The sequence below is a fragment of the Nakamurella sp. UYEF19 genome (assembly GCF_040546275.1).
Taxonomy (GTDB): Bacteria; Actinomycetota; Actinomycetes; order Mycobacteriales; family Nakamurellaceae; genus Nakamurella.
This window is the reverse complement of record NZ_JBEPNO010000024.1, coordinates 13,691-40,450: the sequence shown is the minus strand read 5'-3', so window position 1 is coordinate 40,450 and position 26,760 is coordinate 13,691. Positions and strand designations below refer to the sequence as shown.

Sequence of the window (26,760 nt, the reverse complement as noted above, 5' to 3'; positions counted from 1 at the left end):
GCCTGCACGGTAAGGTTCCCCGTGGTGCGCCGGGAAGTCTGGTCGGCAATTGTGCTGTCGACCCATTCGCCCCTGACGATCAAACCTGGAGTTGCCCGGTGCCCGACGAAAGCCCATTCCCAGCAGACAGCACTCCGGTGAGTGGTTCTGCCAAACCCCAGCGGCGCACGATGGGGCGTGGGAGTTGGCCGGAGGCCAGCCGCGTTGCCGAGATCCTGCGCAAGGAAACCGTCGGCGGTGCGCTGCTGCTGGTGGCCAGCGTGATCGCCCTGGTCTGGGCGAACTCGCCGTGGTCGGCGTCCTATGCGAAGGTCCGGGACACCACCGTCGGCGTCGAAGCGCTGCACCTGAATCTGACCATCGGCCAGTGGGCTGCGGACGGCCTGCTGGCAATTTTCTTCTTCGTCGCCGGGCTGGAACTCAAGCGCGAATTCGTCGCCGGCGACCTGCGGGACCCCGCCCGGGCGGCGATCCCGGTGGTGGCGGCCGTCAGCGGCGTAGCAGTCCCCGCGTTGATCTACACGTTGATCAACCTCGGCGGCGGACCCGACCTGGCGGGCTGGGCCATCCCCACGGCGACCGACATCGCTTTCGCTCTGGCAGTCCTCGCCGTCATCAGCACACATCTGCCGTCCGGCCTACGGACGTTCCTGCTGACACTCGCGGTGGTCGACGATCTCCTGGCCATCACCATCATCGCCATCTTCTACACCTCGTCGCTGTCGTTCCTGCCGCTACTGCTGGCCATCGTCCCGCTCGGTCTTTTCGCGGTGCTGGTGCAACGACGGGTCCGCAGCTGGGCACTGTTGCTGCCGTTGGCGGGTCTGACCTGGGGTCTGGTGCACGCGGCGGGCATCCACGCCACGGTGGCCGGGGTCCTGCTCGCCTTCACCGTGCCGGTGTTGCGCAGCGACAGGAACGGCGGGCCGGACTCCGGTCCCGGTCTGGCCGAGCACTTCGAGCATCGATTGCGCCCGCTGTCCTCCGGGGTCGCGGTACCGATCTTCGCGCTGTTCTCCGCCGGGGTGACCGTCGGCGGACTGAGCGGTCTCGGATCGTCGCTCTCGCAGAGGGTGACGATCGGAATCATCGTGGCGCTGGTGGTCGGCAAGACGATAGGCATTCTCGGCTCGACCTTCCTCATGTCCAGGTTCACCAAGGCCCGCCTCGACGAGGAACTGTCCTGGACCGATGTACTCGGGATGGCCATGCTGGCCGGCGTCGGCTTCACCGTGTCCCTGCTGATCGGCGAGTTGGCGTTCGGCTTCGGTAGCAGCGCGGACGACCACGCGAAGATCGGAGTGCTGGTGGGCTCCGTATTGGCGGCCATGCTGGCCGCCGTGGTGCTCCGCTCGCGGAACAAGGTGTACCGGCGGATCTGCGAGGCCGAGGAGGTCGATGCCGACCACGACGGCATTCCGGACGTCTACCACCGCAACGGCTGACGGCCCCCTTCCCGCCGGCAACTGCTGCCCGGTGCATGAGGTCAGTCGGCGACGGCCGGATTCGGTTGCCCGGTCAGCAGTTTCGCTGTCCACTTCTCCTCGACCCGCCCCATCCGCCAGTACAGCGTCGACCCGAGGAAGACCGCGACGAACAGTCCGACGATGAGGTAGCCGACGGAGTCGAGCGACAGATTCGCGATCCAGGTAGTCACCGGGTCGCTCCAGGAGAGCTTGTCGTGCAGCAGTCCGATGATCTCGATTCCACCGATCAGCAGGGCGACTGCGACCGACAGTCCGGTAGTGGTCAGGTTGTAGTAGATCTTGCGCACCGGCCGGATGAACGCCCAGTGGTACGCGGCGTGCATGAAGGCGCCGTCCAGCGTGTCGAAGAGGCTCATGCCGGCAGCGAACAGCAGCGGTAGCACCAGCACCGCGTACCAGGGCAGGCCGGTAGCGGCGCCTGCTCCGGCCAGCACCAGTAGCGAGATCTCGGTGGCTGTATCGAATCCCAGCCCGAACAGCACGCCGACCGGATACATCTGGCCGGGCCGGGTGATCCGCCTCATCAGCGGGCGCAGGAGCCGCGCGAAGAATCCACGCCCGTCCAGTGCCTTCTCCAGCGCGGCCTCGTCCATTCCCGTCCGGCGTGCCTCGCGCCAGACACGGATGATGCCCTGCAGTGCGATGAGGTTGATCACGCCGATCAGCAGGAGGAAGACCCCGGATACGAGAGTGCCGATGACGCCGAGGGTCTGGTGCGCGGCGGAGTCGTCCGAGACCAGGGTCGAGGCGACCTTGGCGCCCACCGCCAGCAGCAGCGCCATCACGAAGACGATCGTGGAGTGCCCGAGGGAGAAGAACAGGCCGACAGTGGTCGCCTTGCGGTTCTCGCCGACGAGTTTGCGGGTGGTGTTGTCGATCGCAGCGATGTGATCGGCATCGAAGGCATGCCGGACGCCCAGGATGTAGGCGGTGATGGCCAGCCCGATGCCGAAGACCTTGCCGTTCACCTGGTAGTGGCCGGGGATGACGAAGGCGAAGAGTAGTCCGAGGGCCAGCACGTGCAGCCCGAGGACGACGAGCAGGGCCCTTCCGGCCGACCGGATCACCTGCAGCGGCCGGATCGACGGCGCTTTCTCGGTAGGGGCGGCGGTTGCGGCCGAAACAGGAACTGACACAGGTCCTCCAGCAGATGCGGCGACTTCTCGGCGATGAACTGCGCGGCGGTGCACGAGCCGGTGGTCGGCGCGACTCCCACACCGTAGGCCGCAGATGGTCATCGGAACAGATGCGCACATGACCCTGCATCGTTTGGAACGGCGTGTCGCGCAGGACTCGCGCGTTCAGTGATGCGGATGCAGGTCCGAATGGCTCGCGCCGACCGCATGCAGGATGTCGTGGATGGCCCGGTCGGTGACCGACCACCGCCGGTAGCGGCCATCGCGGTCGGCCGCGACCACACCGGCCATCCGGAGTGAGGACAGGGCGTGGGACGCGGCGTTGTCGCTCATCCCGACCGCGGTGGCGAGGTCTCCGACGGTGATCCCGGGGGCTCGGTGGAGGGCCAACAGGATCTTCAGGCGGTTCTCGTCACCGAGCAGGCCGAAGCGGATGGCCCAGCCCTGCACGTCGTCGGCGTTCTGCAGAGCCTTCCTGGCCTGCTCGGACCGGTTCGCATCGGCATCCGGAGATGCATCAGGCATGGTTGCACCCGCCGGTGGCGTACCGGGCACCGCCGATCCGTGGTCGCTGTGCACGCCCCATCCTCGCACCCGGCAATGCAGCCGGAGACTTCTGCTGACCCGACGCTCCGGCCCGGCCGACATAAGGTCGGGCCGGGGAGTCGAGGGGGTGACCGCCGTCCGGGATCAGCCGGAGATCTGCACCGGCGCACCGTTGTACGTCAGCGACCAGTCGACGGTGGCAAACTTGGTCGGATCGATCGTCTTGTTGGTGGTGACCCAGTTGATGATCAGCTGACTGATCTCGACCTGCTGGTTGTAGACCGCCGGGTTGCCCGCCGTGTGCGGGAAATTGCCGCCACCGGAGGCGCGATAGTTGTTGATGGCGATGATGAATCGGCCGGCCGGGTCGATGGGCGCGCCAGCGTAGGCGAGGCCGGTGATCCGGGAACCGACAGCCTTTGCGAGATCGATCCGGTAGGTCAGCGGCGCAGCGAAGCCCCCCATGATGTCGTAGTTGTAGTCGGGGGTTCCGCTCGGCGCGGTGCCCGTCACCGCATTGGTCACCGAGTCCGCCGGGAACGGGCCGGTGCCGGTGACCGCCTTGAAGTAGGTGGCCGAGAACTCGAGATACTCCTTGACATCCGCCCCTGTCATCACCACGGCCTGCAGGGTGTTGTCGAAGATGTACAGGCCGGCCACGTCGCGGACGCTCACGTTGCCCTGCGGGATCGCCGCCTCGCGATTGAACGGCGCAGCGATCGAGAGCACCGGCAGGGCTGCGTATTCGGTGCCGACCAGGGCCTTGCTGACCGCATCGGACTGGACGTAGTTGATGAAGTCGATGGCCGCGGTGTCCTCGTACCGGGCGGTGGCGGCCGACATCGCGGTCAGCGACGTGCCCACCACCGAATTCACGTAGGTCAGCACCTTCTGGTGGTCGGCGCCCAGCAATTTGGTGATGGCCGGGTCCTCGGCGACGGTGTTGCTGTTCAAGACCTGGGAGGCGACCCCGGCGACGTGCCAGCGACCGCGTTCCTGCTTCAGGTCGATGTCCAGCACGGACAGCCGCTGACCCCACTTGAGCGGCTCCGTCAGGATGACGGTCTTGCCGGTGGCGGTGTTGACCACCTTGTTCTGGGCGATCTCGACGTGGGCGTGGCCGACGAGGATCGCGTCGATGCCCGGCACCTGCTGCGCCACCAGGGTGGAGGCGTTCTCGGGGAAGGGCAGCGCGGTGCCGTAGGACGACGAGCCGTCGGCACCGGAGTGCGCCGCAATGATCAGCACGTCAACCTGGGGTCGGAGCCACGGCACCCACCGCTTGGCCTGCTCGACGAGGCCGGGGAAGGTCAGCTTGTCCTGGACGTTCGCCTTGTCCCAGATGGCGATGCCGGGGTTGGTCAGGCCGAGGATGCCGACCCGCACCGGCCGCTGGCCGTGGGGGCGGACCGTCTTGATCACGTAGGGCGGGAAGGCCGGACGCCTGGTCTTCACATCCACGGCGTTCGCGCCGAGAAGTGGGAAGTCCAACTGCTTCTGGAACGTGCGCAGCAGCGGGATCCCGTAGTTGAACTCGTGGTTGCCGAGGGCCGCCGCGTGGTAGCCCATCTTGTTCATCGCCGCGGCCATCGGGTGAACGACGGTGCGGCTGATCGGCTGGATCTTGGCGTAGTAGTAGGCGAGCGGTGTGCCCTGGATGGTGTCGCCCGCGTCGATCAGCAGCGTGTTCTCGCGGCCGCGCTGGGTGCGCAGCGCGTTGACCAGGGTCGAGACCTTGGCCAGCCCGACGTCGTTGTGCGCGGCATCGTCGAACTCGGCGGCCTTGTAGTAGTCCCAGTTGAAGATGTTGCCGTGCAGGTCGGTGGTCCCCATCACCGTCAGGCGGTAGGTCCTGCAGTGCTCGGGTCCGTGACCCGGGTGGTCGGCTGTCCCCCCGGGGGTTCCGGCGGCGGCGGTGTCGACGAATCCCACCCCCGCAAGGATCGCCGCTGCGCCGGCGGCGGTGCCGGTCAGAAAGGTCCGTCTGGTCACAAGACTCACGGTGACTCCACTCCAGTTGTCGGCTCCGTCAGGGGCCCTTTGGTCTTTCCGGGACAGGTACGGGAACGGTCGGGCAAAGGGGTCACACTAGTTTCGCCATGCGAATTCGTGATGCCGGGGCTGTGAACTGACGGAGAATCATCCGGGATTCCGTCCGGATTGTGGTGGTATTTCAGTCGGTTGGACTAGCGGCCGCAGGACTTGCGGTGGTGCGATTCCACTCCGCGCGGCTCGGGTACTACTTGTTCCATGCAGCCGTCCAACGATCGACCCGCCGTGACCGCTTCCCCCGCCAGCACCCGAGTGCCGCCGGGAGGGGACGGGCCGCCACCGGTGACCGTGGTCGGTGCCGGAATGGCGGGGGTGGCCTGCGCCGTGGCCCTGCGCGCCGCCGGGCGTCAGGTCCGGATCGTGGACCGCGGACGGGCCGTGGGCGGCCGGATGGCGTCACCCGAGCTGCACGGACGTCGCGTCGACATCGGCGCCGGCTACTTCACCGCGAAGGACGAGGGCTTCGTCGCCCTGGTGCGGCAGTGGGAATCAGCCGGCCTTGCGCGGCCGTGGACGTCGACCTTCGGGGTACTTGCACCGGGACGCGCCCCCGAGGAGAAGGCAGGCCCCGTTCGGTGGGCGACCCCGGGAGGCCTGCGGTCCCTGGTCCGCGCTCTGCTGGGCCCGGTCCCGTTCGAGAACGCCACCGCGGTGGACGTGCTGCCCGCCGGCGAGGTGGTGTTGGCCATGCCCGACCCGCAGGCCGCCCGCCTGGTGCGGGTTCCCGATGCCGTCGACTACCGTCCGGTGATCGCGGTGGTGTGCGAGTTCACGGACCACGACTGGCCTTTCGCCGACGCCGCGTTCGTCAACGACCACCCCGACGTCGACTTCGTGGCCGACGACGGGGCCCGCCGCGGCGACGGCGCCCCGGTGCTGGTGGCCCATACGACGCCCGTGCTGGCCGCCCGTCACCTGGACGATCCCGACGGGGTGGTTGCCCCGGTGATCGCCGCACTGCGCGAGCTCCTCGGCGTCGGCGCGCCGATATGGACCCACGCGCACCGCTGGACGTTCGCCAAACCCGCCGATGCGCACCCCGCGGCCTTCGGGCGGATCGAGGAGGGCGGGCGCACCGTGTGGCTGGCCGGGGACCAGTGGTGTCCGGAGGGTTCTCCGCGGGTGGAGAGTGCCTGGCGGTCCGGCACCGACCTCGCGGCGGCAATCCTCACCGCGGGGCCTAGCCTTTAGCTCGTCAGCTTCACCAGACGCAGGTAGTCCGCTAGCTGCGCTACGTCAGAGGGAGTTCTCGTTATGCAGCTCGGAATGATCGGCCTTGGTCGGATGGGGGCCAACATCGTGCGGCGGCTGATGCGTGATGGTCACGACTGCGTCGTCAACGATGTGAGCGCGGACTCCATCAGGGCACTGGTGGACGAGGGTGCCGTCGGGGCGCCGACCCTGGAGGAGTTCGTCCAGAAGCTGGAACGCCCGCGGGTGGCCTGGGTGATGATCCCGGCCGGCATCACCGGTCAGACCGTGGAGAAGCTGGCCAAGCTGCTCGACGAAGGCGACATCATCATCGATGGCGGCAATTCCAACTACCGCGACGACGTCCGCCGAGCGGCGAAACTCCGCGAGCAGGGCATCCACTACGTCGACATCGGCACGAGCGGGGGTGTTTTCGGACTGGAGCGCGGGTACTGCCTGATGGTCGGCGGCGACGACTCGGCCATTGCGACGATCACCCCGATCCTGGAGACCATCGCTCCCGGCAAGGGCACCATCGAACGCACTCCGGGCCGGACGGGCGACTTCTCCCCGGAGGAACAGGGTTATCTGCACTGCGGCCCGTCCGGGGCCGGTCACTTCGTGAAGATGGTCCACAACGGCATCGAGTACGGCATCATGGCCGCCTTCGCCGAGGGCCTGAACATCCTCGACAACGCCGACGCCGGGATCCGGTCCGCGGAGCACTCGGCCGAGGTGGCCCCCCTGGAGGAGCCGGAGTACTACCAGTTCGACGTCGATACCGCCAAAGTGGCCGAGGTCTGGCGCCGCGGGTCAGTCATCTCGTCGTGGTTGCTCGACCTGACCGCGGCTGCACTGCAGTCCAACCCCACGCTGGACGGTCTGGCCGGTCGCGTCTCCGACTCGGGCGAGGGTCGGTGGACCGTCAAGGCGGCGATCGACATCGGGGTGCCGGTGCCGGTGCTGTCGGCCTCGCTGTTCGAGCGGTTCGCCTCGCGCGGCGAGGACCACTTCGCCAACCAGGTGCTCTCGGCCATGCGACAGCAGTTCGGTGGCCACCACGAGCTCCCGGCGGGCGACTCGCTCGAAGCCGGCTCGAACAAGGCGGATCACGGCGGCAAGCCGCAGGTCTGAGGTTCCGGCCCGAACCAAGGTTTCTGCCTGCGAGCAGGCGAACGCCGCGAAGTTCCCCGGGGTCAGCCAGGCTGAGCGACCCCGGGGAGATCGCCGGCCATCGATCGGTCGACGATGTGCTGGCGGAAGAGTTCGGCCGACGGGAGCGTCTTGCGCTCGGTCGACCAGCCGAGCCCGATCTCGCGCGAGGCCCCGACGTCGGTGATCCGGAGGTGGTGCACCGCGCCACCGATCGCCTCGGGTGAGACCTGGTTCAGCGCAGGCACAACGGCGACTCCCAATCCGGCGTTCACGAACCCCCGCAGCGTCGGGATGTCCTCGCCCTCGAAGCCGACCATCGGCACGAAACCCGCCTGCTGGCAGAGCTCCTCGGTCTGGCGGCGCAGCAGGGACGGAGTCCGCAGCATCACGAACGGTGCGTCGGCGACCTGCGACAGGCTGACCTCGTTGCTGCCCGCCAACGGGTCGTCTTCGGGAACTGCGAGCCAAAGAGGCTCGGTCAGGAGGGTGTGCCAGTGCACGGTTCGCTCGGTCGGCCGGACCGTGGTGATCTCCAGATCAAGTCTGCTGTCCTGGAGGACGGATGTGGTGAGCTCGTCCCTGACCTGCTGGAGTTCGAAGCGGACATCCGGGTGGGTCTGCCGAAAGCTGCCGATCAGATTGGGGACCAGCCAGGTCCCGAGGGAGAGCTGCGATGCCAGGGCGACGGTGCCGGTCTCCGGGTCGATGAGTTGATCGACCGCGGCCAGGCCATCGTCCAATTGGTGGAGCAATGCGTCGACGTGCCGCTTGAACGCCGCGCCCGCGAGCGTCATCCGGAGGTTGCGCCCGGACTTACGGAGCAGTTCGGTGCCGACCTCACGCTCCAGTCGCTGCAGAGCACGGGAGACGCCGGACTGGGTGATGAACTCGATCTCGCTGACCTCGGTCATGGTGACGCCGTCGGCGATCTGCTGAAACCACCGCAACGAGTCGATATCCATAACCCATGACTCTAGAGCAAGGGTTGATCGACATATCGTCATTGGACGCATGAATGATGGTCGGTGAACATGGAGTCATGACCACCAGAGAGCAGAACAGCCCGTCCATCCACCGCGCCACCGGCCGGACCTCGGCATTCGCCGCCGTACGTGACTCCTACCGTGAGCGTCGTTCGGTCCGCGCCCTGCATCAGCGTGTGGAGCGGGAGTTGTCTACCTACACGACCCAGGCCGACATCCAGGAACTGGATGCCATGCTGGAGCGTTCCGGCACCGACGTCTCGGTCTACACCCAGATGATCGAGCGCATCCGCCTCCGCGCCGCCTGACCTGTCCTGATGTCCGCCTGCCGCACCTCTCCGACGATGAAGTGGGGAATCACGTGAACCCGATACCTGATCTGGACTCGCTCCGTCGCAAGGTGCGGGAGGCGACCCTCACGAACGAACGCCGGCAGGCGCTCCAGCAGGAGCTCGCGGAATCGACGACGCCGGCGCAGCGATTCGAGTTGGATGCGATGATCCGGCGTCTGCCGGCAGCGGAGACCGCCGAGATCCGCGACCTCCTCTACCGCTGAAGCCGCAGATCTTCGCTGTCAGCGCACTACTAACGGGTCGAGATTGTGCATTTTTACGTCTCAGTTGCATAGCTTGACGCATTGCGCGGCCCCAAACTCCCCAGGCATCCTGACAGTACATTTCTGGTGAGCCGTGCGCTTCCCTGTCGGACCCTCGATGGCGAGATTACGATCGACCGGAGCTGGTGATGGCCGACGGTGTGATGCCCCGGCGTGACGGTCCGGGAGCGAGATGAGCACGGCGATCGAGATCGAGAACGGTGAGGCGGCAGCTGACGGTGTCCCCATTGCCGAGGCTTCGCGTGTGCTCCGGGTTCCGATGCCCACCCTCCGTTCCTGGGAGCTCCGCTACGGCATCCCGGAGTCGGCGCGGGTGCCCGGAAAGCATCGCCGGTACAGCCCGCAGGAGATGCACACGCTGCGCTTGATGCGCGACGAGATCGCTCGCGGAACCCGGGCCAGCCTCGCCGCTCAGTCCGTTCGCACGCTCCTGGGCATCGACGGCCCGGCCGCCGAGCTGATCAGGGCCTTCCTCGACGCCTCCACCCGACTCGACACCGATGGTGTTCGGGCAGAGCTGGCCAGGGCGACCGAAGTGCTCGGGCTCGACGGCTGCATCGACGAGGTGTTGCTGCCCGCCCTGCGGCAGATCGGCCAGTGGTGGGAGGCCGGCCGCTGCGACATCAACCAGGAACACCTGACGACGGAAGCGGCGAGGGCCTGGCTGGACCGGAGCACCGCCTATGCGCCGCCTCCGACCCGACGGAACCCGATCGTGCTGGCCTGCGGGCCCGGCGATCTACACACCATCGGGCTGGAAGCCTTGGCCCTCCTGTTGCGCCACAAGGGTTGGCCGTGTCGTCTGCTCGGAGCCCACACCTCGACCATGTCGCTGACCACGGCGTCGGTGGCGGCCGCAGCCGCCGGCGTCGTGATCGTCGCGCATCTGCCCACCGGGCGCCGTCGTGCCCTCGCCTCCCTGACCGCTGTCGACGATCTGAAGATCCCGGTGTTCTACGCCGGCAACGCATTCAGCTCGGCGCGCCGTCGACTCCAGATTCCTGGCACCTACCTCGGCAATCGTCTCCAGGACGCCTGCACTGTCATCGACAGCGCGCTGTCCGCGCGAGGAACCATCTGAGTCGCGCCCGTTGTCGCCGCGCCGCAAGCTTTGTCGCCGCACCGCGGCGCGGACGCCTTCTGTCTACGTCGTTTCCCGCAGCGCCAACATGGTGTCGCTGAGCGATCTGGCCCGATCGACGCCCACGGCCGCCAGTAGATGGGCGCGGAGGGCCTGGGCCGTCAGGGCCTCCACCCGGACGGCAACGCGCTCGCCTTGTGCTGTGAGTTCCAGGTGGATGACCCGGCGGTCGTTCTCGTCACGGGCGCGATGGACCAGACCCATGCCGATCAATCGATCCGCCAGCTTGGTGAAGCCGCCGCTGGTGAGTGCTGTTTCCCGGGCGATGCGAGACATCGGCAGGCGATGCCCCGGAGTCCGGCCGAGTCGCAGGATGACCTCGGCGGGTGCGGCCGGTAGGCCGAACTCCCGCTCCACCGGGGCCGCAATGAGTGCGTGGGTGTGATGGAAGCCCTCGATGACGTGCCCCCACCAGCTGACGAGGTCTCGATCGCCCGGCACGTCGGGCGAGACTGGCGGAGGCCGGGTCATGTCCTGTCCTCACTGCTCGGTCGGGGAGTGCTGCCCGGTTGGGGAGTGCTGCTGGGTGGCGTGCCTTGTGTGTTGCGTTCTCAGGCTAGGTCCGGCGGAGTCTCTTGCCAAGAGGTATCTTGCTGGGAAGATAAATGCTTGCCCCGTGGTTGAAGGCATCGGGACCACAAGTCCCGAGACCGGCACCGCCGGTCGCCACCGAACAGCTCGCTCCCGACATGGTCGGGGGCCGTCGGAGAGGACATCATGACCACCATCGCTCCCCAGGGTCTGCACCACGTCACCGCCATTGCGTCGGCCCCGCAGAAGAACGTCGACTTCTACACCCGGATCCTCGGCCTTCGGCTGATCAAACGCACGGTCAACTTCGACGCGCCGGATTCTTGGCACCTGTACTACGGCGACGAAAAGGGCACCCCATCCAGCATTCTCACGTTCTTCCCGTGGCCGGATGTTCCGCGCGGACGGCAGGGTGCCGGCATGACGTCGGCCACTGCATTCAGCGTGCCCGGTACTTCGATCAGCTGGTGGCACGACCGTTTGAAGGCCCTCCACGTCGATGTCGACGCTCCGGTCACCCGCGACGCCGAAGAGGTGCTGACCCTTCGTGACCCGGACGGCATGGTGCTCGACCTCGTCGCGGCCGATGGTGATCTCCGCTCCGGCTGGGACGGCGTGGCCAGCATCCCGTCCGAGCACGCGGTACGTGGCCTGCACTCGGTGACGATGAGCGAACGTCTCCTCGACCCGACCGCAGACATGCTCACGGACCTGCTCGGCATGGGTTCGACCACCGAACAGGCCGGGCGTTCGCGCTTCTCGATGGGTGGCGGCGACGCCGGCGCCTTGGTCGACCTGACCGGAGGGGCCAGGGAGCGCGGCTACCAGGCCGGCGGCACGGTGCACCACGTCGCGTTCCGGGCACCCGACCTGGAGACCATGACGCTCTGGCAGCGCCAGCTCGTCGAGGCCGGGGTCGACGTCACGGAGATCCTGGACCGCCAGTACTTCAAGTCCATCTACTTCCGTGAGCCCGGTGGTGTGCTGTTCGAGATCGCCACCGACACGCCCGGTTTTGACATCGACGAGCCGCTGCTGGAGTTGGGCCGGTCGCTCAAGCTGCCGCCGTGGCTGGAGCCGAACCGCGAGCAGATCGCTCGTTCCCTCCCGGCGATCACCTTGCCCGACCTCTCCGCGGACCCGTCATGACCGCGGGGGCTTGGCCGCACGTCTGGCGTGACGGCACCGGCGGTCCGCCGTTGTTGATGCTGCACGGCACGGGAGGGGACGAGCATGACCTCCTGCCCCTGGCCGACCGTCTCTCGCCCTCGTCCCCGGTGCTCTCGCCTCGCGGACGGGTGCTCGAGGGGTCGATGCCCAGATTCTTCCGCCGCCTGAGCGAAGGTGTCTTCGACGAGCAGGACCTTGGCGCGCGCGCCGACGAACTGGCCGACTTCGTCCTCGAGGTCGGTGCCGAGCACGGCATCGAGCCGGGAACGTTCGTGGCGGTGGGTTTCTCGAATGGAGCCAACATCGCGTCGGCGCTGATGATGCAGCGACCGGAGGTGTTGGCCGGGGCCGTTCTGCTCGCTGCGATGGTGCCATTCAGCACACCGCCGGCGGACGTAGACCTCACCGGTCGCTGGGCGGTGGTGGCCAACGGCCGCCGTGATCCGATGGCCACAGCTGAGCAGACCGTGACCCTGGTTGCCCAGCTGGAGGCGATGCACGCCGATGTCACGGAGCTGTCGCACGACGGCGGACACACCATCGACGGACGGCAGTTGCCCGAGCTGGCGCGGATCGTTGCAGCTGCAAGCGGTTTCGGGATCAGCTGATCCCGCGGCCGATCTTCGCGGCCAGGCGGAGCGAGCGCTCGCCGGACGGGTCGTCGTCGGTGGCCGACGGAACCAGGACCAGCGTGTCCGCTCCGGCGCTGCTGTACTCCTGCATCCGGGCCTCGACCTCCGCGGCGGTACCCACCAGCCCGACGACGGTGTTCAGCGAGGCCGGCACTGCGGCCAGCAGGTCTTTCGGGTGTGGGCGGGTTCTGGCGTAGTCGACCAGATCGGCATAGCCTGCGCGGCAGAACATCTCGGCATACCCCGGGGCGGCGAGGTATCCGACCACGCCGCGGCGCAGCTGTTCGATGGCCTCCTCGCCCGGGTCGATCGCGCAGGTCGTCCAGACCGCCACGGTCGGCGGGCGGCGGCCGAGGGCCTCGGCGGCTCGGTGCAGTTTGTCCACCAGAGCCCGCACCGACGGCGGATCGACGAGGTTGAGCACCATGGTGTCGGCGTACCGGGCGGCCGCGTTGATGGCCTGGTCGCCGAACGCCGCAATCACCAACCGGCTCCGCGGTGGCGGGAGCCGTAGTCGATACCCGTTGCTGCGCAGCAGTTCACCCGACGCTGCGGACTTCTCCCCATCCAGCAGGGACCGGACGGCGGCGGCGGATTCGGTGAGGGCGAGACCGGATCTGCTGCGGTCACGGCCGTGCCAGGACTCGACCACCATGGTCGACGATGTGCCCAGTGCCACCGTGACCTCGCGCCCCGTCAGCGAGGCGACCGAGGCGGCACCGATGGCAATCATCGCCGGATCGCGTACGGCGACGGCGAGGGGCCCCAGCACGAGATGGGAGTGCTGCAGACGTGCGCCGATGTGCGTGCCGAGGGCAAAGGCGTCCCAGGTGGCCATCTCGCCGATCCAGATCGCCCGATAGCCCAACGAATCCGCGAGTGTGGCGGTGCTGATCACCTCGCCGGCCGGCCGGTCCTGCCACAGCCCTAACGAGACCTCGAGTGCTGGACCCATGCTGTGTCACCGCCCTTCCCCTGTGGATGCCCCTGGGTCTGCCGATCCCCGGTTGTTACTACACCAAACAGAGTGACCGGGCAAGGTGGCCTGACCACTCCTCGATTCGACACGCCGGTACCAGCCGAGGGATCGACTGCTCGTCGGAGTCCGCAGAACTCCTGCCAACTCGTGCCATTCGCACTACAACTAGCGGTGTTGCCGTCATCGTCGACGGAGGGCTGCTCATGGACGCCGCACTGGGAATGGGCAGTATCTCGTGGCTCGGCTTCGTCGTCGTTGCGGTGGTGTCCTCTTTCGTCTCGTCCGGGCACGGTGACCCCGGCCGCCGCTTGGTGGCGCTGCTGGTGCCGTTGATCTGGGGGCTGCGGCTGGCCGGCTACATCCACCGGCGCAATCACGGAAAGCCGGAGGACCCCCGTTACTCGGCGCTGCTGCGCCGGCGGACCGGACCGCTGATCCCGTTCGTGGTGAAGACCATCTTCTGGGCGGTCCGGAAGCCGTAGGGACACACCCGTGTGGCAGACGGTCGCCCTCGTTGTGATCATGCGGACGAGAACCCGTCGTGCTCGGACCACAGCCGCCGCAGGGCGGGCTTGTCGATCTTCAGGCTGGCAGTGCGGGGCAAGGAGTCGAGAAACCTGACCTGGGTGGGCTTCTTGTAGGAGGCGAGCCGGGCACGGGCGGCCTCGATCACGGCGGCCTGGTCCAGGCTCGGGTCGGAAGCCACCGCGAAGGCCACCACCGTCTCGCCCCATCGCGCGTCCGGGACTCCGAAGACGGCGAGCTCGGCCAGACCCGGCAGACCGGCCAGCGCTCTCTCCACCTCCGCCGGGTAGACGTTCATGCCGCCCGAGATGATCATGTCCTTGGCCCGATCGGTGACGTACAGATAGCCGGCCTCGTCCAGGCGGCCGATGTCGCCGGTATGGAGCCGGCCGTTGCGGACTGCGTCGGCGGTGAGATCGGGACGACGGAAGTACCCGACGAACTGGGTCTCCGACGAGACGGTGATCTCGCCTGTCTGTCCGACCGGCAATGGGTTTCCTGCGCCATCGACGATGCTCACGTCCGCGATGTGCACCGGGCGGCCGACGCTGGCATGTACGTCCTGGGCCTCGCAGCCGAGCGTCCAGTCCGCTGCCTCGGTGCGGGTGACGGGCGCGCCGGTCTCCGTCATCCCGTAGGCCTCGGCGAACCGTGAGTCGACGATGTCGACCAGCCTCCGGACGTCGGCGGCCGGCATCGCGGAACCGGAGTGCATGGCTACCCGCAGGGTGTCGAGCACCTCGGGACGGCGGCGGACCTGCGCGACGAACTCGCCGGCCAGCGGAGTCGGGACGTAGGTGAACTGCGACCCCTGGGCCACCATGGTGTCGAACCACTGGTCGGGGGTGAGACCGGCCAGGAACGAGATCTCGCCGCCGAGATACAGGTGGGGGAGCACGACCCCCCAGATCCCGGACACGAACGACAGCGTTCCGGTGAACGCGCAGCGGCTCCCCGGCCGCATGTCGAAGTGCACCGGCATGTGCCGCAGGGTGCGCAGCATGGTGCGCTGCGAGTGCATCACGCCCTTCGGGGTGCCGGTCGTGCCGCTGGTGTAACCGATGATGACCAGATCGTCCGGCTCGCGAGGGATCTCGGGGGGCCGGTTGCTCGCGGTCGCGAGCAGGTCCGCCCACCGGGCATGGACCGCGGCAGCCGGTTGACCGATGGCGACCACGAGGTCGGTATCCGCCACCACGTCCAGCTCGGCGAGGCGCGGCCCCACCTCGCCGGTGTAGACGATCGCGCGGGCCCGCGCGTCGGCAAGGATCCCCGCGACCTCCGGCGCCGCGAGGCGGTCGTTCACGTGGACGGCCGGGTAGCCACCGAGCAAACAACCGAGATAGGCCTCCACGGACTCGGCGCGGTCGGACACCATCAGGGCCACCCGGTCGCCCGGTTGCAACCCGTTGCCGGCCAGGGTGTTCGCGAATCGGGCGGCGCCGGCCAGCAGCTCCCGGTGGGTCCGGAGCTCGCCCCGCGCCCGCACGGCGATCCGGTCGCCGGCGCGGTGCAGGGAACGTGCCAGCACCGCGCCGACCGTCTCCAGTTGCTGGTCCATGATGCATGATGGCCCCTCCCGCTTGCTGCTCAGTGGGCGAAGTCCTGGTTCGGATCGACGCCCATGCCACGCAGCAGGGTGGCCCGGTCGTAGTACTCGAGCCACTGCTTGACCATGCCGTCCTCGACGCTGAGAATGCCGACAACCGGTACCTCACCGTGGTGTCCGTTCGTGTCGAAGTCGTCAACGCGTTCGACGAAGACCCGCCCGCCGATGACGCCGATCGCCCTGATGTGCAACTGGATCCGCTCCAGACCCTTGGCCAGCACAGCCAGTCGCTGCGCGAACGCCGCCCGACCGACGACCGGTTCGCTCATCACGCTCTGCAGGACGCCGTCCGGATGGAACAGGGCCTCGACCCTGTCCCAGTCCTGGGCCGACCACGAGTCCAGGATCTCCTGCACCACGGCAACTTTCGCCGCGTCGTCGGCGGTCTTGACCGCCGAGACCACTTCGGTCCCGGTATTCGCTTCCTGGGTTGTCATGCTGGTTGCTCCATTTCTGATCGCAGTGCTCTCTTGAGGACCTTGCCGACGGGATTGCGCGGGAGGGCGTCCCGGATCTCCAGCCGCTCGGGCAATTTGTACGATGCGATCTGCTGGGCCGCAAGATGTTCGATCACCTCCGCCAGAGTGATGGTCGCCCCTGGTCTCGGTACCACCACCGCGCAGATCCTCTCGCCGAGTAGGTCGTCGGGATACCCGATGACCGCGACCTCGGCGATACCGGGGTGGCCGGCGATCATCGTCTCCAACTCGGCCGGGGCGACGTTCATGCCACCCCGGATGATCAGGTCCTTGGCCCGGTCGACGTAGCGCAGGTACTCGGCATGAGGTCCGTCGATGACGAACATGTCACCGGTCTTCAGGAATCCCTCCGGGTCGAAGGGGCTCGGGACGTTCGCCGCGTCGAGGTATCCGGCGAACAGGCTCGGGCCCCGAAGGTAGAGCTCGCCGGCGACACCGGGCTCGCTGATCTCCTCGCCCGTCGACGGATCGATCAGCTTCACGCTCGTCTGCTTCGAGGCCGGGAAGCTCCATTCCCGACCGCCGCCGTACCGCGGGAAGAAGCGGGCCCGCTGCTCGGGTTCCGTCATCAGTACGACATCGGTCATCAACGAGATGCCCTCGTTGGAGCCGAAGTAGTTGATGACGGTGATGCCGTGCCGTTCGTACCAGCCACGGACCATCCACTCCTGCAACGGGACCGAGCCGGACCCGATCTGCTTCAGGGTCGAGATGTCCGCTCCCGCCAGCAGTTCCTCCCGTTGGAGCAGCAGCGCCAGCAGGGCCGGCGGCGCCACCGTATAGCTGATGCCCTCGTCCGCCACCTGCCGGAGGAAGACCGGTAGATCGAACGGATGGTGTTGCACCAGCACGCATCCGGTGCGCAACCACGGCAGGAACATGCCGTTGATCCCGGCCATGTTCACCATCGGGAAAGGATTGAGGATCCTGGATTCGTGGGTCAGGCTGGGGGAGTAGACGGTGTCCCAGCTCATCACCAGCCACTCGTAGTGGGCCCGCGGTACCCCCTTCGGCCGGCTCTCGGTGCCGGACGTCCAGCAGATGGTGATGCAGTCGTTGGGGTCGACCGGATGGGCATCGGCATAGGCGGCGACCGCGGCGAGGGCCTCGGTCGTCACATCCTGCAGCGCCGTGGACAGGTGCACCGCCCCCTGTACCTCGGTCGGCCCGTAGGAAAACACCGTCGCCAGCGAGGGGATGTCGTCGCGCATGCTGACGACATCCCCTGCTGCCGCGCGGGTTCCAATTCGATCGGCGGTGACGAACGCATCGATCGCGCCGATGTTGCCGAGCTCGACCAGTTCGTGCCGACGGTATTGCACCGGCAGCGGCGAGACGATGCCCCTGACCCGCCACACGGCCAGGTACACCACCGCCAGTTCGACGGTGTTCGGCAGTTGCACAGCCACCACATCGCCCTCGCCGAGGCCGCTGGCGAGCAGCACCGCCGCGAGGGTGTCGGCCGCCTCGGCCACCTCGTTCCAGGACACCCGCTCCGGGTCGAGATCGACGAGGTCCCGCTTGTTGGGCGGATCGACGACGGCCGTCGCGTCGCCGAACTCGGCGACCCGGTCCAGGAACAGTTGCTGGACCGTGTCGTCGGTCCAGGCGCCGCGACCTCTCCACTCGTCGATCCGCTCCTGCGGGTGCATCTTGCGTGCCGTCATCTTGGAAACCTCTTTGCCCGTCGCTTGTTCCGGTCTGGCGGACTACTTCGAAGCGACGGAGATCAGTGCACCGTCGGCCTTGAAGGTCTTGGTCGCCGCACTCCAGACGAAGGTCTGGAAGGCGTCGAATCCGGTCAGCACCGTGGGGGTGCTGACCCAGTTGATGCCGTTGATCAGCATGGGTGATGAGTACTTCTGGTCGCGCGCTGCCTCGATGACGCTCGCATGGGTCAGACCCGCCGCGGACGAGGCGGCCTGCTTCAGCGTGTTGATGGTCAGATCAGCCGTTGTCCAGCCGGCCACCGTGATGGTGTTGTTCTTGTCGGCGGTGGTGACCTGCGACAGGTAGTCCTTGACGCCCGCGTCGTTCGCGAGCGCCGGGTCGCCCGGATCCTTCAGGTACTTGGGGATGACGTTGCCGTCCGCAGCGGCACCGGCGGCGACATAGGCGGTGCCGTCAGCACAGTTGCTGGGGTTGACGACCAACTTCGGGGTGAATCCGACGCGGCCCATCGCCTGCACGACGGGTCCGCAGTCGGTGGTGATGCCGGCGGTGTACACCGCGTCGACGTTGGCGGCCTTGAGCGCGGTGGCGGCGGCGTTGGGATCGGTGGACGGCGCGATGACGGAGATGGTCAGGTTGGTGCCCTTGGCGGCGGCCTGGAACGCCTCGGACTCACCCTTGCCCGAGGCCGTCTGGCTCTCGGCGATGCCGACCTTGGCGCCGTTCGGGAACTTCTTCATGATGACGCCGACGTCGTACCGCGCTTCCGCGTCACCGGCCGGCAGGAACTGCACCGTCCAGGGGTACTGCGAGATGTCGCGGTACTGCTGCACCGAGGAACTCGGGTACAGGAGCGGGATGCAGGCGGCGTTCTGGTCGTCGGCCATGGCGCCGACCGGACCGCTGCCGAAAGTCACGAGGGAATCGACCTTGTCGCTCTGGATGAACTGGACCTCGTTGGCCTTGGCCTTGTCCGGGGCGAAGGCGTCGTCCTTGAAGCTGACCTCGATCTTGACGCCGTTGATGCCTCCCTTGGCGTTCTCCGCGGCGATCCTGGCCTTGTAGCCGTCGAGGGCGAACGTGACGACACCGGCGACCGGCCCCGACAACGGTGCGCTGTAACCGATCTTGTAGGTGCCGGTGATGACCTTGGTGGCCGAAGCGGGATCGTCGCACTGCGAGGTGTCGGCCTTGAAGCCGCTGGCGGCTGCCGTCGACGACCCGGGGGACGAGGATCCTGGAGAGGAAGAACCGGGAGCCGATGAAGCCGGTGGCGCCGCCGACGAGGCCGCCGACGATCCAATGGAGGCGGGCGGCGCGGCGCTGGTGGTACCGGCGGCTACGGAACTCGCGCTCGTAGTGGCTGCGGCGTTGCCTGTCGAACTCGACGAACAGGCCGAGAGGGCAAGCGCCGCGGCGGTGAGGCAGGCGAGCGGTGCGACCAGGTACGACCGTGGACCTGATGGGAACTTTTGCACGGGAGGCCTTTCCGGGAATGAAGGGGGAGCTCCAGCCGAACGGCTGGCAGCGGTGGGTGGCATGCGAGAGTGCAGGTGTGACGGGCGGGAAGGCGTGAGGGGCGTTCAATCGGCGGGTGGCTGCGGTTTCCGGAGCACGGGAATCACGGTCAGGACTCTTCGGAAGACGCGGAAGAACGCGCCGGTGAGACCCTCCGGAGCAATGAACACGATGATGATGAGGGCAGCGCCGAAGAGCACCGCCGCGGCCTGACCCTGGCCGAGATCGGAGGTGTAGTAGGGGATGTAGACCACGGCGATGGCCCCGATGATGGGTCCGAAGCGGGTCGCCTCGCCGCCGATCACCAGCCCGGTGAGCAGCGCGATGGCATTGAGCAGGGTGAAGGAGTCGTTCGCCACCAGACTGCCGAGGTACATCGCGAACAGGGAACCGCCGACGCCGGTCAGTGCGCCGGACAGGCCGAACGCGCTGGTTTTGACCACAGCGAGATTGACACCCGAGGCGGACGCGGCGATCTCGTTGTCACGTGCAGCCATCATCGCCAGCCCGTAGCGGCTCCGCACGACGTTGTGCACGACGATCAGCACCAGGATCAGCACGACCACGCACAGCCAGTACAGCCACTGGCCCTTCTCCGAGAGCGAGAAACCGGACCACGACGGCGGACGCAGCATGGCCCGTCGGATCGTCAGCCCCTGCGCCCCTCCGGTGAGATCGCTGAAGCGTGCGATCACCTCGGGAAATGCGACGCCGAAGGCCAGCGTCACCATGGCCAGGTAGAGCCCCCTGATCCGGAGCGCCGGGAGGCCGACCACCAGGCCGACGACGAAGCAGACGACGAAGGCGACGGGGATCGTCGCCTCCGGGCTCCAGCCGTGGCGCACGACCAGGATTCCGGTCGTGTAGGCGCCGAGGCCGAAGAACGCCGAATGCCCGACGGAGACCAGACCGGTGTAACCGGTGGCGATGTTCAGTCCGGCGATGGCGATCGCGTAGATCATCACCCTGGTCAGCTGCCCCTGGTTGAACTGGCCGAAACCGCCGCCCCACAGGACCATGGCGAGCCCGACGACCACGCCGACACCGATCAGGCCGACGTGGGACCGCGAGTTGCGTCGGATGACAAACGGTAGGCGGCGCCGGTGTTTCCGGACCGGGGAGGTGGTGCCGGCCGGTGTGATCGGCTGGGCGTCCGAGGGCTCGGAGGCCGCCCGGGGTTCCCGATCGGCTGATTGGGTGGTCACACTCGCTCCACTCGTCGGGCTCCGAACAAACCGGTCGGCTTGAACACCAGGACCAGCACGATGATCACCAGGGCCACCGTCAGCTGCAGGGAACCGCCCAGGAAGGTGGCGTAGCCGTTCAGCATCGACTCGGCCACCCCGAGCCCCAGCCCGCCGACCACCGCACCCTTCACGCTGTCGAGCCCACCGAACAGCGCGGCTGCGGAGGCGAAGATCAGGATCGAGAAGAAGGAGCTGAGGTCCAGCTCGTTGGGGGGCAGCACCGGGACGAGCAGGATGCCCGCCAGTGCGCTGATGGCGGCGGAGATCCCCCAGCTCATGCTCAGGACGGTGCCGACCTTGACGCCCGACAGGGACGCCGACTCTGCGTTGGTGGCGACCGCGCGCATGCGCAGGCCCAGCGAGGTCTTGTTGAACAGCAACGACAGCAGTCCCACCACCAGCAGCATGATCAGGAAGATGCCGATCGAGTCGTAGTGGAGCCGCGCGCCACCGACGAGGAAGTAGTCCGAGTCGCCGCTGGGCAGCATCTCGGGGAACTGCTTGTTGGCCGGGCCCCAGATCCACCCGTCCAAGCCGTTCAGACCGGTGAACAGACCGAGACCCACGATCAGCACGGCGGTCTCGCTCCGTCGGCGGACCGGCCGGATGAGCGTGCGTTCGGTGACGACCCCGAGCAGGAATCCGACCAGCATCGCCGGGATCAACGCCACGATGATCGGCAGGCCCTTGGTGGTGAGCCACCAGGCGATGAAACAGCAGAACAGCGCGAACTCCCCCTGTGCGAAGTTGATCGTCTTGGAGCTGCGGAACACCACGACGAGCGACAGGGCGATGAGGGTGTACAGGGATCCGGCGGTCAGCCCGGAGAACAACCGGTCGAAGAAGATGTCCACGTGACGTGTGCGCTCCCGTTCGTAGTCGCTGGAAGGTCGGAGATCTGGGTCGCGGGCGGGTGGTCGATTCAGTAGCCGAGGTAGGCACGCCGGATCGCGTCGTTGGTACGGAACTCCTCCGCCGGCCCGGTGGCTGCCACCGAGCCGACCTCGAGAAGGTAGACGCGGGCGGCGACCTCGAGCGCCAGTTCGGCGTTCTGCTCCACCAGCAGCAGTGCGGTGCCGGAGTCGGAGTTGACGCCGGCCAGCACCCCGAACAGTTCCTGGACGACGATCGGCGCGAGCCCGAGACTGACCTCGTCGCACAGCAGCAGGCGCGGGCGCGACATCATCGCCCTGGCGATGGCGAGCATCTGCTGTTCGCCGCCGGACAGGGTGCCGGCGACCTGTTCGCGGCGCTTGGCCAGCCGCGGGAAGACCCCGCACCACTTCTCGATGTCCTCGGCGACCCCGGCCTTGTCCTTCCGGGTGACCGCGCCGACCCGTAGGTTGTCGCGGACCGTCATGTCCGTGAGGGTGCCGCGGCCCTGGGGGACGAGGCCGATCCCGCGGCCCAGCATCAGATCGGGGCGGCTGCGGCCGACACCTGCTCCATCGACCAGGATCTCGCCGGTGTGCGGGATGAGGCCGGCGATGGCGCGCATCAACGTGGTCTTGCCGGCGCCGTTGGCACCGAGGACCACCACCACCTCGCCACGCGCGACGGTCAGATCGATCCCCTGCAGCACGTTGGCCGCTCCGTAGCCGGCGTGCAGGTCGCGGATCTCCAGCAGCGCCGTGGTTTCCGGGCGTGTTGCTCCGCCTGGCCGGATGCTCGGCCCGTGCGTGCCGGGGCCCGTCATGCAGAGCGTCCCAGGTAGGAGGCGACGACCTCGGGGGAGCGCTGCACATCGGCCGGTGCCCCGTCGGCGATGGTGCGGCCGAAGTCCATGGCGACGACGTGGTCGGAGATCCCCATCACCAGGCCCATGTGGTGCTCGACCAGCAGGGCGCTGAAGTGGAATTCGTTCTTCAGCGAGACGATGAGCGAGCCGAGATCCTTGACCTCCGAATGGGTCAGCCCGCCGGCCGGTTCGTCCAGCAGCAGCAGGGTCGGCCTGCTCATCAGCGCCCGGGCCAGTTCCACCCGCTTGAGGGTTCCGAAGGGCAGGCCCTTCGCGGGGCGGAAGGCGACGTCGGTGAGGTCGAGGACTGCCATCAGATACGACGCTTCGGACTCCAGCCGTCGCTTGGCGGTGCGACCCGCCGGCCAACCGACGGCCGACGTCAGGAGGTGTGGTGTCGAGCGGGAGTGCGCTCCCACCATGGCGTTCTCCATCACCGTGAGGGAGGGAAACAGGGCGAGGTTCTGGAAGGTCCTTGCCACGCCGCGGCGCACGATCTGGTGACGGCGGAGCGACAGCAGGTCGGTGCCGTCGAAGGTGATCGACCCCTGGGTCGGCCGATACACACGGGTGACGCAGTTGAACAGTGAAGTCTTGCCGGCGCCGTTGGGCCCGATCAGACCGCAGATCTCGTTGTCCGCGACGGTGAAGCTGATGTGGTCGAGGGCGGTGATCCCGCCGAAGGTCAGCACGAGGTCCTTGCATTGCAGCACCGATCGGCCTCCGGATCTTCGGTTCTCGCTCGACGATGAGACGACGCCGACTGACGTGTGACGTGACGCACTTCAGTTAGCAGTGTGATTGTTACTGCATCCATGGCCGTAGGTCAACGGCTGGGCCCACTTCTGCGCGAACTGTGATCGGGACTAGGCAAGTCACGCCGCTAGTTGTAGCGTGCCAGCCATGAGCAACGACGCTGACGACGTGGCGGAGCTGGTGGCCAGGAGCCAGATCACCGATCTGCTGACCAGGTACCTTCGGGCCATCGACCGCGGCGACATCGACGCCCTGCGAGCCTGCTATCTACCTGGGGCCACCGAGGAACACGGCGGTCTGTACACGGGACCGGCGCAGGGCTATGTCGACTCCATCCAGGACGCCCTTCGCCATCCACGCTCGGTTGGCACCCATACCCTGAGCAACGTCCTGATCGACGTCGATCTCGATGGTGATCTGGCGGTGTCCGAGCACTACGTCCTGGCTCTCACCAGGGTGAAGGTCGATGGCGTGGTGACGGACTACCTGGTGGCCTCGCGCATCATCGACGAACTGCGCCGGGAACACGGGCGGTGGGGGATCGAGCGTCGACGCCTGCGCTTCGACTGGTCCCAGGAGTTGGGCCCGCGTCCCGAGCGGTGGCTGGGTGGACGGCTGGATCCGGCCGAACTACTGCACGGTGGGAAGTTTCCCGACGACCCCGTCTACGAAGCGCTGTCCGCGCACACCGGTTCCGCCGGCGGGATCGGAGTGGCCGGATGAGTTCGAGAATCAAGGGTTCTGTGGCCGTGGTGACGGGCGGGAACCGTGGCATCGGAAAGGCTTTCGTCCAGGAACTGCTGCACGGCGGCGCGGCCAAGGTGTATTGCGGGGCCAGGTCGGTGCAGGACATCCCGATCGAACTGCTCGACGCGGGTGCGGTCCCACTACCGCTCGACGTCACCGACGAGACATCGGTGCTGGCGGCCGCTCTGGCCTGTCCGGACGTCACCGTGGTGATCAACAATGCCGGGTTGCACGGCAAGGATCGGCTCGTTCTGGCTGCCGATCCGGGGATGGCGCGTCAGGAGATGGAGGTCAACTACTTCGGTGTGCTCAACATGATCAGGGCTTTCGCGCCGGTGCTCGGCGCCAACGGCGGGGGTGCGATCGTGAACGTCCTGTCGGTGGCGGGCGCGATCCCGACCGCTTTCATGGGTGGCTATTCACCGGCCAAATCGGCCGCGCTGTACCTCTCGATCATCGCCAGGGCGGAACTGGAACCGCAGGGCACCAGCGTCACCGCGCTGGTGGTCGGGTCGGTCGACACCCGGATGGCCGACCACGTCGACGGCGTCAAGGAGGATCCGCGGGACATCGCCGTCAGCGGCCTCGGTGCCATGGAACGTGGTGAACGCATCTTCGACACCGACGCCATGGCCATCCAGGCCAGGGCCAAGTACGCCCTCGACCCGGTGCGCTGGGAGCGCGGAATGGCGAAGGTGATGAATTCCGGTGTGCTCTCCACCGGGCGTACTCCCCGATGACGGTCCGCGTGGTGCAGTGGGCCACCGGGGCGATCGGGAAGACCTGCCTGCGCGGTGTTCTCGATGCGCCGGACCTGGACTTGGTGGGCTTGTACGTCTACGGCGACCGGAAGGTCGGCCGGGACGCCGGCACGATCGCCCGTCGCCCGGAGGTCGGTGTCCTCGGGACCCACGATCGACAGGAGATCCTCGACCTGGACGCGGATGTGGTGATCCACTCGCCACGTCTGCAGCTCCCCTACGAACTCCACGACGACGATCTCTGTGCGTTGCTCCGCAGTGGCAAGAACGTGATCACGACGGCGGGCAACCACTATCCCGCCGCGCACGGCCCGGCTCGGGCGGAGATGTTCGAGAAGGCATGCGCCGACGGCGGAACCACCTTGTTCGGGGTGGGGGTGAGTCCCGGCGTGATCGGCGAGCGCATCGCGATGACACTGGCCAGCACCAGCCTGGACCTCGACGCGATCGACATCTCCGAGGTGTTCGACGCCAGCGGCATGACCAGTCCGGATTTCGTCTTCACCGTGATGGGGATGGGGACCGACCCGGCGACGGTCGATCTCCTGGACGGCCCACTTCCGGGCCTGTACCGGACGCTGTACTCGGAAACCCTGATGTTCATGGCAGACCGCCTCGGCCTGCACGACTACGTCATCACCGACGATCACCACTTCGAGTTGGCTCCGGCCGAGCTGGACATCGGGGCGGGCACCATCAGTGCCGGCACCGTGGTGGCGACCGAGTGGCGCTGGCACCTGAGCGTCGGCGGCCGGCGCCGGCTGAGCCTGGCCATCATCTGGACCATGGACCCATCCCTGCCGCGCTACGCAGGGCGGCCGCACTGGTTCCTGAGGATGACCGGCAAACCCGAACTGACGATGTCGATCGACCTGCACGATCCGGTTGACGCGGCCGTGCGGACCACAGGCGGGCAGTACATCACCGCCGGCATCGTGCTCTCCGCCATCCCGGCGGTGCTGGCCGCACCACCGGGAATCCTGCAACCGGTGACGTTCGCGCCCTACCGCTTCGCCTGACGGCCGGCCAGGTCCGGAGCTGTTCAGCCTGCGATGATGTCGTCAGACAGAGGGTCTCGGGCTCAGAGCGCAGTGGCCTGGCCGGCGTCGTCGACCGGGCGCACCACCTGCACGGCCGATCCACGGAGCTTCTCGCGGCACTCGCCGCAGATCAGCCGCGGATGGAAGGCGCGGTGGCACTGCAGATGCTCCAGGCGGAGAGTGGGCCCGTCGGGTGAGTGGAACCACCGCTGGGCCCATTCGATCATCGACGCGACAACCGGGTAGAACGCCCGGCCCTTGTCGGTCAGGTGATACACCACCCAGTCCGGGCGCTGTGGATTAGGGCTCTGGGTCAGCACCCCGAACTCGCAGAAGGTGCGCAGCCGCTCGGCAACGATCGTCGGGGGCGCACCGATGCGCTGCTCGAACTCGCCGAATCTGGTCGCCCCCATGAAAGCGGCGCCGAGCAAAGCGGCGGACCAGCGGTTGCCGACCATGGCCATGGTCTGGCTCACCACCTCGGCGGGTCGGGTGCCCGAGTGCGACCGCCGCCGCGTGGCCGCCGACGGGATGCTGCGCGACCAGTCCCCGCTGGGGCCCAGCCGACCCTGGACGTCACGCGCGGCAACTTCGTGTTCACACGACTCGCAGACCAGGACGGGCGCGAAGATGGCTCCACACCTGGTGTGTCGCATCTGCGGGAGATTCTCCGACGGATCGTCGACCCATTGTTTCTCCCAGGCCCACATGGTGAGCAGGATCGGCCACATCTGTTTTCCTCGGTAGGTCAACCGATAGTCGTGCCGAGGTGGTCGGGAGTGGTAGCGGACCCGCTCCATGATTCCGGTCTCCACCAGCCGGGACAGTCGTGCCGTCAGCACCGAACTGGAGATCGGCCCGGCCCGGAGCCACTCGTTGTACTGGGTGATGCCGTTGAGTCCCATCTCGACGATCCACAGGGTCCACTCGTCGCCGACGATGCCGTTGGCCATTGCGATCGCGTTGGGACCGCCCTCGTCCAGCAGGGTGATCTGTCGGGCGGCGGACTGCTTGTCCAGGTCCACGTCATCCCCCAGTCGATGAACCGGA

27 protein-coding genes are annotated in these 26,760 nt (G+C 67.5%); 12 read left to right on the top strand and 15 right to left on the bottom strand.

Going from position 1 to position 26,760, the window contains the following annotated elements; all coding sequences use genetic code 11:
• Window positions 1-170 precede the first annotated feature (170 nt).
• Window positions 171-1,445, top strand: coding sequence for a Na+/H+ antiporter NhaA (gene nhaA / locus ABIB25_RS23535; protein WP_354531008.1), 1,275 nt, complete (start codon window positions 171-173; stop codon window positions 1,443-1,445).
• A 41-nt stretch (window positions 1,446-1,486) separates the two neighbouring features.
• Here nhaA and nicT read toward each other — a convergent pair whose 3' ends face one another.
• The 3 genes from nicT to ABIB25_RS23520 all read right to left on the bottom strand — a co-directional run bounded on the left by nicT (window position 1,487) and on the right by ABIB25_RS23520 (window position 5,170).
• Window positions 1,487-2,623, bottom strand: a complete 1,137-nt coding sequence (gene nicT, locus ABIB25_RS23530) for a Nickel transporter NicT (protein WP_354530964.1) — start codon at window positions 2,621-2,623, stop codon at window positions 1,487-1,489.
• A gap of 165 nt (window positions 2,624-2,788) precedes the next feature.
• The gene (locus ABIB25_RS23525; RefSeq protein WP_354530963.1) at window positions 2,789-3,148 is read right to left on the bottom strand and encodes an ArsR/SmtB family transcription factor; all 360 of its coding nucleotides are present in this window, start codon (window positions 3,146-3,148) and stop codon (window positions 2,789-2,791) included.
• A 165-nt stretch (window positions 3,149-3,313) separates the two neighbouring features.
• Entirely contained in the window at window positions 3,314-5,170 is a 1,857-nt protein-coding gene (locus ABIB25_RS23520; RefSeq protein ID WP_502919891.1) for a bifunctional metallophosphatase/5'-nucleotidase, read from the bottom strand.
• Window positions 5,171-5,446: 276 nt separating this feature from the next.
• Between ABIB25_RS23520 and ABIB25_RS23515 the strand changes: the two genes are divergently transcribed.
• Together ABIB25_RS23515 and gnd are read left to right on the top strand one after the other, a co-directional pair.
• A complete protein-coding gene (locus tag ABIB25_RS23515; protein ID WP_354530962.1) occupies window positions 5,447-6,412 on the top strand; it encodes an NAD(P)/FAD-dependent oxidoreductase in 966 nt (321 codons plus the stop codon).
• Between the two features lie 63 nt (window positions 6,413-6,475).
• Window positions 6,476-7,546 (top strand): phosphogluconate dehydrogenase (NAD(+)-dependent, decarboxylating), encoded by a 1,071-nt coding sequence (gene gnd, locus ABIB25_RS23510; RefSeq protein ID WP_354530961.1) that lies wholly within the window; start codon window positions 6,476-6,478, stop codon window positions 7,544-7,546.
• A gap of 62 nt (window positions 7,547-7,608) precedes the next feature.
• On the opposite strand, the gene ABIB25_RS23505 is transcribed toward gnd, so the two are convergent.
• Window positions 7,609-8,529, bottom strand: coding sequence for a LysR family transcriptional regulator (locus tag ABIB25_RS23505; RefSeq protein WP_354530960.1), 921 nt, complete (start codon window positions 8,527-8,529; stop codon window positions 7,609-7,611).
• A 77-nt stretch (window positions 8,530-8,606) separates the two neighbouring features.
• Here ABIB25_RS23505 and ABIB25_RS23500 point away from each other — a divergent pair, with 77 nt between their 5' ends.
• The 3 genes from ABIB25_RS23500 (at window position 8,607) to ABIB25_RS23490 (ending at window position 10,247) form a co-directional block, all read left to right on the top strand.
• Window positions 8,607-8,858 carry a hypothetical protein gene (locus ABIB25_RS23500; RefSeq protein ID WP_354530959.1) on the top strand — a complete coding sequence of 84 codons (252 nt, stop codon included), beginning with the start codon at window positions 8,607-8,609 and terminating at the stop codon, window positions 8,856-8,858.
• A gap of 53 nt (window positions 8,859-8,911) precedes the next feature.
• Window positions 8,912-9,106 carry a hypothetical protein gene (locus tag ABIB25_RS23495; protein ID WP_354530958.1) on the top strand — a complete coding sequence of 65 codons (195 nt, stop codon included), beginning with the start codon at window positions 8,912-8,914 and terminating at the stop codon, window positions 9,104-9,106.
• A 232-nt stretch (window positions 9,107-9,338) separates the two neighbouring features.
• Window positions 9,339-10,247, top strand: coding sequence for a MerR family transcriptional regulator (locus ABIB25_RS23490; RefSeq protein ID WP_354530957.1), 909 nt, complete (start codon window positions 9,339-9,341; stop codon window positions 10,245-10,247).
• A 63-nt stretch (window positions 10,248-10,310) separates the two neighbouring features.
• Here ABIB25_RS23490 and ABIB25_RS23485 read toward each other — a convergent pair whose 3' ends face one another.
• Window positions 10,311-10,778, bottom strand: a complete 468-nt coding sequence (locus ABIB25_RS23485) for a MarR family winged helix-turn-helix transcriptional regulator (protein ID WP_354530956.1) — start codon at window positions 10,776-10,778, stop codon at window positions 10,311-10,313.
• 246 nt (window positions 10,779-11,024) lie between these two features.
• On the opposite strand from ABIB25_RS23485, the gene ABIB25_RS23480 reads away from it, so the two are divergent.
• Together ABIB25_RS23480 and ABIB25_RS23475 are read left to right on the top strand one after the other, a co-directional pair.
• Entirely contained in the window at window positions 11,025-11,987 is a 963-nt protein-coding gene (locus ABIB25_RS23480; RefSeq protein WP_354530955.1) for a ring-cleaving dioxygenase, read from the top strand.
• Window positions 11,984-12,616 carry an alpha/beta hydrolase gene (locus ABIB25_RS23475; protein WP_354530954.1) on the top strand — a complete coding sequence of 211 codons (633 nt, stop codon included), beginning with the start codon at window positions 11,984-11,986 and terminating at the stop codon, window positions 12,614-12,616. Before ABIB25_RS23480 ends, ABIB25_RS23475 begins: the two co-directional genes overlap by 4 nt.
• Here ABIB25_RS23475 and ABIB25_RS23470 read toward each other — a convergent pair.
• Window positions 12,609-13,595, bottom strand: a complete 987-nt coding sequence (locus tag ABIB25_RS23470) for an LLM class F420-dependent oxidoreductase (protein ID WP_354530953.1) — start codon at window positions 13,593-13,595, stop codon at window positions 12,609-12,611. The genes ABIB25_RS23475 and ABIB25_RS23470 overlap by 8 nt on opposite strands.
• A 227-nt stretch (window positions 13,596-13,822) precedes the next feature.
• Between ABIB25_RS23470 and ABIB25_RS23465 the strand changes: the two genes are divergently transcribed.
• Complete coding sequence (locus ABIB25_RS23465) at window positions 13,823-14,101, top strand: DUF1295 domain-containing protein (protein WP_354530952.1); 279 nt, start codon at window positions 13,823-13,825, stop codon at window positions 14,099-14,101.
• Window positions 14,102-14,139: 38 nt separating this feature from the next.
• Here ABIB25_RS23465 and ABIB25_RS23460 read toward each other — a convergent pair whose 3' ends face one another.
• The 8 genes from ABIB25_RS23460 to ABIB25_RS23425 form a co-directional block, all read right to left on the bottom strand.
• Window positions 14,140-15,705, bottom strand: coding sequence for a class I adenylate-forming enzyme family protein (locus ABIB25_RS23460; protein WP_354530951.1), 1,566 nt, complete (start codon window positions 15,703-15,705; stop codon window positions 14,140-14,142).
• A 29-nt stretch (window positions 15,706-15,734) separates the two neighbouring features.
• Entirely contained in the window at window positions 15,735-16,190 is a 456-nt protein-coding gene (locus ABIB25_RS23455; RefSeq protein ID WP_354530950.1) for a nuclear transport factor 2 family protein, read from the bottom strand.
• On the bottom strand, window positions 16,187-17,899 hold the full coding sequence (locus ABIB25_RS23450; RefSeq protein ID WP_354530949.1) for a class I adenylate-forming enzyme family protein: 1,713 nt from the start codon (window positions 17,897-17,899) through the stop codon (window positions 16,187-16,189). The genes ABIB25_RS23455 and ABIB25_RS23450 overlap by 4 nt, the downstream gene beginning before the upstream one ends.
• A 42-nt stretch (window positions 17,900-17,941) precedes the next feature.
• Window positions 17,942-19,381 (bottom strand): ABC transporter substrate-binding protein, encoded by a 1,440-nt coding sequence (locus ABIB25_RS23445; RefSeq protein WP_354530948.1) that lies wholly within the window; start codon window positions 19,379-19,381, stop codon window positions 17,942-17,944.
• A 105-nt stretch (window positions 19,382-19,486) separates the two neighbouring features.
• A complete protein-coding gene (locus tag ABIB25_RS23440; protein WP_354530947.1) occupies window positions 19,487-20,626 on the bottom strand; it encodes a branched-chain amino acid ABC transporter permease in 1,140 nt (379 codons plus the stop codon).
• On the bottom strand, window positions 20,623-21,522 hold the full coding sequence (locus ABIB25_RS23435) for a branched-chain amino acid ABC transporter permease (protein WP_354530946.1): 900 nt from the start codon (window positions 21,520-21,522) through the stop codon (window positions 20,623-20,625). Before ABIB25_RS23435 ends, ABIB25_RS23440 begins: the two co-directional genes overlap by 4 nt.
• 68 nt (window positions 21,523-21,590) lie before the next feature.
• Complete coding sequence (locus tag ABIB25_RS23430) at window positions 21,591-22,364, bottom strand: ABC transporter ATP-binding protein (RefSeq protein WP_354530945.1); 774 nt, start codon at window positions 22,362-22,364, stop codon at window positions 21,591-21,593.
• On the bottom strand, window positions 22,361-23,119 hold the full coding sequence (locus ABIB25_RS23425; RefSeq protein WP_354530944.1) for an ABC transporter ATP-binding protein: 759 nt from the start codon (window positions 23,117-23,119) through the stop codon (window positions 22,361-22,363). Before ABIB25_RS23425 ends, ABIB25_RS23430 begins: the two co-directional genes overlap by 4 nt.
• 190 nt (window positions 23,120-23,309) lie before the next feature.
• On the opposite strand from ABIB25_RS23425, the gene ABIB25_RS23420 reads away from it, so the two are divergent.
• The 3 genes from ABIB25_RS23420 to ABIB25_RS23410 are packed head-to-tail and all read left to right on the top strand — an operon-like array spanning window position 23,310 to window position 25,689.
• Window positions 23,310-23,885, top strand: a complete 576-nt coding sequence (locus tag ABIB25_RS23420) for a nuclear transport factor 2 family protein (RefSeq protein WP_354530943.1) — start codon at window positions 23,310-23,312, stop codon at window positions 23,883-23,885.
• Window positions 23,882-24,649 (top strand): SDR family oxidoreductase, encoded by a 768-nt coding sequence (locus ABIB25_RS23415; protein ID WP_354530942.1) that lies wholly within the window; start codon window positions 23,882-23,884, stop codon window positions 24,647-24,649. The genes ABIB25_RS23420 and ABIB25_RS23415 overlap by 4 nt, the downstream gene beginning before the upstream one ends.
• The gene (locus ABIB25_RS23410) at window positions 24,646-25,689 is read left to right on the top strand and encodes an NAD(P)H-dependent amine dehydrogenase family protein (RefSeq protein WP_354530941.1); all 1,044 of its coding nucleotides are present in this window, start codon (window positions 24,646-24,648) and stop codon (window positions 25,687-25,689) included. The genes ABIB25_RS23415 and ABIB25_RS23410 overlap by 4 nt, the downstream gene beginning before the upstream one ends.
• Window positions 25,690-25,751: 62 nt before the next feature.
• On the opposite strand, the gene ABIB25_RS23405 is transcribed toward ABIB25_RS23410, so the two are convergent.
• Entirely contained in the window at window positions 25,752-26,735 is a 984-nt protein-coding gene (locus ABIB25_RS23405; protein WP_354530940.1) for a winged helix-turn-helix transcriptional regulator, read from the bottom strand.
• Between the last annotated feature and the right edge of the window lie 25 nt (window positions 26,736-26,760).

Excerpts from the sequence above, each read along its gene's own strand:
- nhaA (WP_354531008.1), top strand. The coding sequence starts at position 171 with ATGGGGCGTGGGAGTTGGCCGGAGGCCAGCCGCGTTGCCGAGATCCTG.
- ABIB25_RS23525 (WP_354530963.1), bottom strand. The coding sequence starts at position 3,148 with ATGCCTGATGCATCTCCGGATGCCGATGCGAACCGGTCCGAGCAGGCC.
- gnd (WP_354530961.1), top strand. The coding sequence starts at position 6,476 with ATGCAGCTCGGAATGATCGGCCTTGGTCGGATGGGGGCCAACATCGTG.
- ABIB25_RS23505 (WP_354530960.1), bottom strand. The coding sequence starts at position 8,529 with ATGGATATCGACTCGTTGCGGTGGTTTCAGCAGATCGCCGACGGCGTC.
- ABIB25_RS23500 (WP_354530959.1), top strand. The coding sequence starts at position 8,607 with ATGACCACCAGAGAGCAGAACAGCCCGTCCATCCACCGCGCCACCGGC.
- ABIB25_RS23490 (WP_354530957.1), top strand. The coding sequence starts at position 9,339 with ATGAGCACGGCGATCGAGATCGAGAACGGTGAGGCGGCAGCTGACGGT.
- ABIB25_RS23485 (WP_354530956.1), bottom strand. The coding sequence starts at position 10,778 with ATGACCCGGCCTCCGCCAGTCTCGCCCGACGTGCCGGGCGATCGAGAC.
- ABIB25_RS23480 (WP_354530955.1), top strand. The coding sequence starts at position 11,025 with ATGACCACCATCGCTCCCCAGGGTCTGCACCACGTCACCGCCATTGCG.
- ABIB25_RS23475 (WP_354530954.1), top strand. The coding sequence starts at position 11,984 with ATGACCGCGGGGGCTTGGCCGCACGTCTGGCGTGACGGCACCGGCGGT.
- ABIB25_RS23470 (WP_354530953.1), bottom strand. The coding sequence starts at position 13,595 with ATGGGTCCAGCACTCGAGGTCTCGTTAGGGCTGTGGCAGGACCGGCCG.
- ABIB25_RS23465 (WP_354530952.1), top strand. The coding sequence starts at position 13,823 with ATGGACGCCGCACTGGGAATGGGCAGTATCTCGTGGCTCGGCTTCGTC.
- ABIB25_RS23460 (WP_354530951.1), bottom strand. The coding sequence starts at position 15,705 with ATGGACCAGCAACTGGAGACGGTCGGCGCGGTGCTGGCACGTTCCCTG.
- ABIB25_RS23455 (WP_354530950.1), bottom strand. The coding sequence starts at position 16,190 with ATGACAACCCAGGAAGCGAATACCGGGACCGAAGTGGTCTCGGCGGTC.
- ABIB25_RS23450 (WP_354530949.1), bottom strand. The coding sequence starts at position 17,899 with ATGACGGCACGCAAGATGCACCCGCAGGAGCGGATCGACGAGTGGAGA.
- ABIB25_RS23430 (WP_354530945.1), bottom strand. The coding sequence starts at position 22,364 with ATGACGGGCCCCGGCACGCACGGGCCGAGCATCCGGCCAGGCGGAGCA.
- ABIB25_RS23420 (WP_354530943.1), top strand. The coding sequence starts at position 23,310 with ATGAGCAACGACGCTGACGACGTGGCGGAGCTGGTGGCCAGGAGCCAG.
- ABIB25_RS23415 (WP_354530942.1), top strand. The coding sequence starts at position 23,882 with ATGAGTTCGAGAATCAAGGGTTCTGTGGCCGTGGTGACGGGCGGGAAC.
- ABIB25_RS23410 (WP_354530941.1), top strand. The coding sequence starts at position 24,646 with ATGACGGTCCGCGTGGTGCAGTGGGCCACCGGGGCGATCGGGAAGACC.